Consider the following 6,738-nt stretch of genomic DNA (forward strand, 5'->3'; position numbering starts at 1 on the left):
CTGCCTGAAGTTAGCATTGCATAAGCTAACTGTCGAGGCGTTTGGGCCTGTCCGACTCACCACTGCACTGTCCTTCTTTTACCGCTGTTGAGGATGTTTCCGGTTGGCATTCTCCGCATTTCCGGCATACTCACAGCCGCACGTCGGGCGGTCTCACAGCAAGGCCCCACCTTAATGAAAATCATTTTCATTATCAACTCGCTCGCGCGGCCCGGAAACATCCGCCGCGGCCGTAGCCGCGGAACGATCACGCAGCCAGTAGTCGCTCGGCGGTCCGGAAAAGTTCCACCGCTAGTCGCTGTCCCAGCTGCTCGGCAACAGTCGGGCGGCGGCCCAGACAAGTTCCGGCGGGCGACCGATTCAGGGAGAACGCATCGAAAACCGGCCGCGATCGCCGATCGCGGCCGGTTTTCGCGGATCAGGCGCGGACGGCGCTCACCAACGTGTTGCGCGCGATCATCGGGCCGGCCTCGGTATCCGGTCCGGGCACCGGACGGCCGACCTGCCGAAGGTAGTCGGTCAACGGAGTGCCGACCGCATTCCAGCCGTGCTTGGCGAACCACTCGGTGGCCGGCGCATGCCGCTCGTTGTAGACCAGCTGGAAGAACACCCGCCCGTCGCCCTGCTCGGTGGCCGCGCGTTCTTCCGCGACCGCGGCCTCGAAGTCCTCGGGCTCCATCGGAGCGCCGTCCTCGACGGCGACGTGGCTGCCGTGGCCGGCCAGGCCGTCGATGCCGGTGAACAGCTGCTCCTGGGCCGTCGCCGGGAGGTAGATCAGCAGGCCCTCGGCGATCCACGCCGACGGCTTGGCGGGGTCAAAGCCACTGTCACGCAGGGCTTGCGGCCAGTCTTCGCGCAGATCGATGGCGATCTCGCGGCGCTCGGCGCGCGGTTGGGCGCCGACGCCGGTGAGCACCTCGCGCTTGAAGTCGAGCACCTGCGGCTGGTCGAGCTCGAAGATCGTCGTCGCGGCCGGCCAGTCCAGGCGGTAGGCGCGCGAGTCCAGGCCCGCCGCCAGGACGACCACCTGCCGCACGCCCGCATCCGCCGCGCGCCGGAAGTACTCGTCGAAGTACCTGGTGCGGGCGCCCTGGAAGTTGACGAAGTTCTCGCCGAAATCGGCCGTCTTGAGCTGGTGATCGGGATCCTTGCCGTCGAGAACGTCGGCCCACGAACCGCCGACGGCGCGGCAGAAGACCTCCGCGTACGGATCCACGGCGAGCGGGTCGGGCTTTTGCGCCTCCAACGCCCGCGCCGTGGCCACGAACAACGCGGTCGAACCCACACTCGTGGTGATGTCCCAGGTATCGCCTTCGCTACGCACGCAGACCACAGTACGCCGCGCCACCGACACGCCTTTTCCGGTGGCGCGCAAGGCTAATGGCGCACGTCGCGGTTACCTGCGGCCGTAGCGGCGATGAAACTTCTCCACCTGCCCGGCGCTGTCGACGATGCGACGGCCGCCGGTCCAGAACGGATGCGACTCCGAGGTGACCTCGACGACGACCAGTGGATAGGTGCGCGCGCCGTGCGGTGTTTGCCACTCGACGGTGCGCGAACTCGTGAGGGTCGATCGGGTCAGGAACATCGCACCGGTGGTGGCGTCCTGGAAGACGACGGGGTGGTAGTCGGGATGGGCGCCCGGCTTCATGAGAAATCTCCGTCCTGCCGGGTATGGCGGGCCGCGTTGTCGGCGGCCTCCGCCCGGTCCGCGCACGGCTCCTCGTGCCAGTCGCCAAACGGGTCGTCGTAGTCGATCCAGTCGCGCGGGCGCCGCATCTCCTCGTCGGTGAGCAGCGCGCCCTGCAGGGCGTCGAGAATGTCGGCGGGTTTCGCGCCGCACACCAGGATGGTCATCGCCGTGTGCCGATCGCCGTGCCGGTCGTCCCAGGCCAGTTCGGCGAAAGTCCTTCGCTCCGTGTCGATGCCGTCCAGCTCCAGGTCGTCGAGGGCGGCCAGCCACTTGCCCGCCGAGCTGACCCGCAGCCCGGCGCCGGCCGATTCCAACCACATCGCCCGGTCCGGTTGGCTGGCCAGCCAGAGCCGTCCCCGGGTCCGGATCACGCCGTCGAGCAGCAGATCCAGGCACGTGTGCAGACGCTGTGGGTGGAAGGGGCGCCGGGAACTGAACTCCACCAAGCTGATTGGTCCGCGAGACTCCAGCGGGGGCTGACCGGCCAGCAACGGCCCGTGCGGGTCGTCACTGCGGCCGCGGCGCGCGTCGCGATACAGATCGTTCAGCGCGTCCTCGATGCCGTCGGCGCCCACCCGAACGCGAGCGCGCGGAGACAGCCGGCGCAGCACGGCAGCGACGAACGGATTGGGCTGATTGAACACCACCACATCGGCGAATTCGGCCTGGCCGATCACCACCTGGGCCTCGGTGCGCCCGTCGTCCAGTTCGTCCTCACCCAGCGCCTGGTTCAGCCACGCCGATGAATCGACACAGGTCACCACGGCGGCGATCGACACGTCCAGGGCCGCCGGACCGTCGATGTAGCCCGGTGCAACCCGCACCCGAACGTGGTTGATCGCCAAGCAGATTGGCTCGGGCTCCAGCCAGGGGCCCAGGTGCACGACGATCCGGTCGACGTCGTCGCGCCGGTGCAGTTGACGCAACAACACCAGCAGGTCGTTGCGGATGGTGCACGAGATGCAGCCGTGCGCGAGTTCCAGGCCGGTCTCGTTGGATGTCAAGACGCCGCCGGACAGCGCGGTGGTGGTGCGGCGCACCACCTGACCGTCGAACCGGTGCTCTACCACCAGCGTTCCCGGGGCGCGCAACAACGCACCCACGACCGGGTCGGTATCCCTCTGGCCGGCGACCAGGATGACGGGCGTCCGCATCGTCCTCCTTATTGGTAATCATTTTCATCTAGCTCACTCATACGGTACCGTTCGTGGCGGGCCTTGTCGAAAATCATTTTCAATAAGCTGCAACGGAGGTGCACGGTGTCCGCCCACTGTCAGGTGACCGGACGGCGACCGGGGTTCGGTAATGCGGTATCGCATTCCCACCGCCGAACGTCTCGGCGCTTCAATCCCAACATCCAGCTCAAGACGTACTACCTGCCCTCGGAGGGCCGCCGGATCCGGCTGCGGGTCAGCACCAAGGGCATCAAGGTGATCGACCGCGACGGCATCGAGGCGGTGGTGGCACGGCTGCGCCGCGAGGGGCAGCGAATCTGATGGCACGCAACGAGATTCGCCTCGTGGTCAAGCTGCGCTCCACCGCGGGAACCGGATACACCTACATCACCCGCAAGAACCGGCGCAACGATCCCGACCGCCTGGTGCTGCGCAAGTACGATCCCGTCATCCGCCGCCACGTCGAGTTCCGCGAGGACCGCTGAACATGGCCAAGAAATCCAAGATCGTCAAGAACGACCGCCGCCGCGCGGTCGTGGCACGCTACGCCGAACGCCGCGCCGAGCTCAAGAAGATCATCCGCTCACCGGCGAGCACCGCCGGGCAACGGGCGGCCGCCCAGGACGAATTGGCGCGCCAACCCCGCGATGCCAGCGCGGTGCGGGTGCGCAACCGCGACGCCGTCGACGGGCGCCCCCGCGGTCACCTCCGCAAGTTCGGGCTGTCACGGGTACGCGTTCGCGAATTGGCGCATGCCGGGCAGCTCCCCGGTGTGCGGAAGGCGAGCTGGTGATGGCCGGGAAAGCCGCGCGCACCCGCCGGCCCGCGCTACCGCCCAGCCGCCCACCCAAGAGGAATCTGCTGCACAGCCTCGGGCTGGACGCGGTGGACTACAAAGACACCGCGACGCTGCGCGTGTTCATCTCCGAACGCGGCAAGATCCGGTCGCGACAAGTCACCGGCCTGTCCGTTCAGCAACAACGTCAGGTCGCGACGGCCATCAAGACCGCCCGCGAGATGGCGTTGCTGCCCTACCCCGGACGGCACACGGCGCGATGACGCCTCCGCGCCGCGGCACCGACCGCCCCTTCACCGTGATCGTCTGCGCCGCTTGCGCGGTCGGCCACGAGCTGTCGATGATCGACGAACTGCGTCCCACCATCCGGCGCTGTCCGCACTCCATGCTGGTCTCGGCCGCCTGCATGCTCGGACCGCTCACCTGTGCGTCCCGGCCGACCGGCGGCGGCGTCATGGCCGTGGTGCAGCCCTGCACGAGCGATCGGGTGGCCTGCGGCCCGGCTCATTGGATAGGCCCCATCGCCGACAGTGCCGCGGCCGCCGAACTGCGCGATTGGCTCGAGCGCGGGCAGTGGGAAAACACGCCCGTCCCAGTCCAACTCGGGCTGCACGAGCGGTGGACACGCGGCTCCAGCCGCCGCAATTGACGGGTCAGTGCGGATAGGCATACGGGTTGGGTGGGGCGTCGATGCGGGTGACCGCGGTGGCCTGCAGGGTGGGAATCGCCGGCGAATTCGGTTGCCGCGGTGCGGGTATGACCTGGCCCTGAACCCGGATCCAGGTGTTGTCCGGTAGCCCGGCGGCGCCGCCGGCCGCCGGCCCGCGCAGGTGGATGCGGGCCAGCTGAGCGTCGGCCGCACAGCAGATGATGACGACGCGTCCGAGGTCGACGCCCTGCGCCTCGTTAAGGACGAAGCCGGTGACGCTGATCGACCGGCTCGTCAACGATCCGGTCGTGTCGTGCGCTTCGCGCATCAGCACCTCGGGCAGCGAGACGTCCGGGTCCGGTCCGGGTGGCAGCGGCGGAAATGCCTTGTTCAGAACGGTATTGGACACCGACGTCACGGACGGGGCGGCGGCCGAGGGCCGCAGCGCGGGCGGCGCCACGAACATCAGCACGAGGACCGCGACCACGAGCATCCAGACGATGCCGGCCCGATGGGAATGCCCGTGGCCGTGATCGGCCTCCGCCTCACTCGTCCGCGGCCCGCCCCGGCGAATGTCGCCGACGATCGCCACCAGCGCCAAACCGATGAGCACCACCGCCGAGACGATCAGCCATGGCAACAGCCCGGGCTTGACGTAACGGGTGAAGACGCCCGACCCGGTGATCATGGCGATGCTGATGCCCACCAACAGCAGCACGGTGTTCTCGGCCTCGCGGCTCATCAATGGGCCCCCAACACGAAAAGCCCGATCGCGCAGGCGCTCGCGGTGGCCACCACGAACGTGCAGGGGGCAAAGCGCGCGGCGAACGCCCGGCCGAACATGCCCGCCTGCATCGCGAACAGCTTGACGTCGACGGCCGGGCCGACGACGAGAAACACCAGCCGGGGCAGCAGCGGCACCATCGTCATGCTGGCCGCCACGAACGCGTCCGCCTCCGAACACAGCGCCAGCACCACCGCCAGGGCGGCCATCAGGGCGACGCCGAGGACGAGGTCGGTCGCCAGATGCGCGAACACCCACTGGGGCACCACGACGTGCAGCAGGGCCGCCGCGGCCGCGCCGAGCACCAAATACGATGCGGCCTGCAGGAAGTCGTGGCGTGCGGCCTCGGTGAAAACCACCCATCTCGGCTCGGTGTGCGTTCCCGCGGCGGGCAGCCGGCGCGTGATCCATTCCGGGCGACCCCACCGCGACCACGCCCAGCCCATGACGACCGCGGTCAGCAGCGACGCGCCCATGCGGGCGAAGACCATCCTGGGCGCGCCCGGAAACGCCACCGCCGTGGCGACCAGCACGACCGGGTTGATCGCCGGCGCGGCCAGCATGAACGTCAACGCCGCGGCTCCGGTCGCGCCGCCTTCGCCGAACAGCCGCCGCGCCAACGGAACTGACCCGCATTCACAGCCGGGCAGCGCGACGCCGCCGACACCGGCCGCCAGCACCGCCACGGCCGGCCGCCGCGGCAACCAGCGCGCCAACCGCTGCGGCGACACGAATGTCGCGATCAGGCCGCTGACCACCACCCCGAGCACCAGGAACGGAATCGCCTGCACGAAAACCCCGCAGAACACGGTGCCCATCGTCGAGAGCGCCGCGCTGTTGAAGACGGCATTGCGCAGGGTCGTCGCGGCCAGCGCGCAGGCCAGCAGGAGAGCGACCAGCACTTCCATCGACCCTGGCCGCAACCTGCGGCCGGACTTCAGCGTCTCCACCGCGTCATTATCGCAGCGCGCACCGGCGCGGGGGCCCGGGACGAATCGACGAGGCCAACGGGGCTCCCGGCGCTAGGCGTCCCCGTCGTCGTCGCCCGGGCCCCAGGTGCCCGGCATCATCGGCAGGGTTGGGCCGCCGCCGAACTCGTCGCCGGCCAGCGTGGTCAATCCGGCCGCCGCGGCGGCCGCCTCCTGGCGGGCGGTCCCGGCGAACCCCAGCGTGCCGGCGCCGTGATCCGAAGCCAGCGAGGCGTCCCAGTCCGGGTCTACGTCGACGTTCATGTCCATGAACTCGTCGCCGTGCCCGCGCTGTGTCGCGCGCCGGGGGGGGCGCGCGCGGGCGGCCTCCCGCGCGCTCGCGGCCGCAGCGGCCGCGGCGCTATCGGGTTCCGGTGCTTTCCTTTTGGCGCTGGAGCTGGCGCTCGCGCCCATGCCCGAGCCCGTTCCCATGCCCGGAGGGCCGATGACGTAGGGCGGGAAGAAACCGGGTCCTGGAGCGGCTGGAGCCGGCGGCGCCGGTGCGGCGCCGGCCACGGTGCTCGTCGTGGCGGTGGGCGCGGGCGCCGGGGCCGAGGCCGGCGCCGCGGCCGGCGCGACGGGGCTCGGGGCCGTGGCCACCGCCGGTAAGGCGGGCGGCGCCGGGGCGGGAGGTGGCATGGGCGCCGGGGCGGGCGCGGGGGGGGCCAGGTCG

The 6,738-nt window shown here is 69.9% G+C and carries 10 protein-coding genes and 1 pseudogene; 5 read left to right on the top strand and 6 right to left on the bottom strand.

Features of this window, described 5'->3' with window-relative positions; translation table 11 throughout:
* Window positions 1–418: 418 nt before the first annotated feature.
* The 3 genes from A5732_RS08135 to mrf all read right to left on the bottom strand — a co-directional run bounded on the left by A5732_RS08135 (window position 419) and on the right by mrf (window position 2,847).
* Entirely contained in the window at window positions 419–1,324 is a 906-nt protein-coding gene (locus A5732_RS08135) for a class I SAM-dependent methyltransferase (RefSeq protein ID WP_076053810.1), read from the bottom strand.
* Window positions 1,325–1,396: 72 nt separating this feature from the next.
* Window positions 1,397–1,651 carry a type B 50S ribosomal protein L31 gene (locus A5732_RS08140; protein WP_076101909.1) on the bottom strand — a complete coding sequence of 85 codons (255 nt, stop codon included), beginning with the start codon at window positions 1,649–1,651 and terminating at the stop codon, window positions 1,397–1,399.
* Window positions 1,648–2,847 carry a ribosome hibernation factor-recruiting GTPase MRF gene (mrf, locus tag A5732_RS08145; RefSeq protein WP_076053774.1) on the bottom strand — a complete coding sequence of 400 codons (1,200 nt, stop codon included), beginning with the start codon at window positions 2,845–2,847 and terminating at the stop codon, window positions 1,648–1,650. Before mrf ends, A5732_RS08140 begins: the two co-directional genes overlap by 4 nt.
* Window positions 2,848–2,952: 105 nt before the next feature.
* Here mrf and rpmB point away from each other — a divergent pair, with 105 nt between their 5' ends.
* Genes rpmB through A5732_RS08170 form a run of 5 tightly spaced genes read left to right on the top strand, consistent with a single transcriptional unit; the run spans window position 2,953 to window position 4,313 of the window.
* Entirely contained in the window at window positions 2,953–3,189 is a 237-nt protein-coding gene (rpmB, locus tag A5732_RS08150) for a 50S ribosomal protein L28 (RefSeq protein ID WP_075235024.1), read from the top strand.
* Complete coding sequence (gene rpmG / locus A5732_RS08155) at window positions 3,189–3,353, top strand: 50S ribosomal protein L33 (RefSeq protein ID WP_076101910.1); 165 nt, start codon at window positions 3,189–3,191, stop codon at window positions 3,351–3,353. Before rpmB ends, rpmG begins: the two co-directional genes overlap by 1 nt.
* A 2-nt stretch (window positions 3,354–3,355) precedes the next feature.
* Window positions 3,356–3,661 (top strand): 30S ribosomal protein S14, encoded by a 306-nt coding sequence (gene rpsN, locus A5732_RS08160; RefSeq protein WP_076101911.1) that lies wholly within the window; start codon window positions 3,356–3,358, stop codon window positions 3,659–3,661.
* Window positions 3,661–3,927, top strand: a complete 267-nt coding sequence (gene rpsR, locus A5732_RS08165; protein ID WP_076101912.1) for a 30S ribosomal protein S18 — start codon at window positions 3,661–3,663, stop codon at window positions 3,925–3,927. The genes rpsN and rpsR overlap by 1 nt, the downstream gene beginning before the upstream one ends.
* Window positions 3,924–4,313, top strand: coding sequence for a hypothetical protein (locus A5732_RS08170; RefSeq protein ID WP_076053766.1), 390 nt, complete (start codon window positions 3,924–3,926; stop codon window positions 4,311–4,313). Before rpsR ends, A5732_RS08170 begins: the two co-directional genes overlap by 4 nt.
* A gap of 4 nt (window positions 4,314–4,317) precedes the next feature.
* On the opposite strand, the gene A5732_RS08175 is transcribed toward A5732_RS08170, so the two are convergent.
* The 3 genes and pseudogenes from A5732_RS08175 to A5732_RS08185 all read right to left on the bottom strand — a co-directional run.
* Complete coding sequence (locus tag A5732_RS08175; RefSeq protein WP_076101913.1) at window positions 4,318–5,055, bottom strand: TIGR03943 family putative permease subunit; 738 nt, start codon at window positions 5,053–5,055, stop codon at window positions 4,318–4,320.
* Window positions 5,055–6,047 carry a permease gene (locus A5732_RS08180; protein ID WP_076101914.1) on the bottom strand — a complete coding sequence of 331 codons (993 nt, stop codon included), beginning with the start codon at window positions 6,045–6,047 and terminating at the stop codon, window positions 5,055–5,057. The genes A5732_RS08175 and A5732_RS08180 overlap by 1 nt, the downstream gene beginning before the upstream one ends.
* A 72-nt stretch (window positions 6,048–6,119) precedes the next feature.
* Window positions 6,120–6,738 (bottom strand): annotated as a pseudogene (locus tag A5732_RS08185) (hypothetical protein); the annotation flags it as partial.

The organism is Mycobacterium colombiense (assembly GCF_001953985.1).
Taxonomy (GTDB): Bacteria; Actinomycetota; Actinomycetes; order Mycobacteriales; family Mycobacteriaceae; genus Mycobacterium; species Mycobacterium colombiense_B.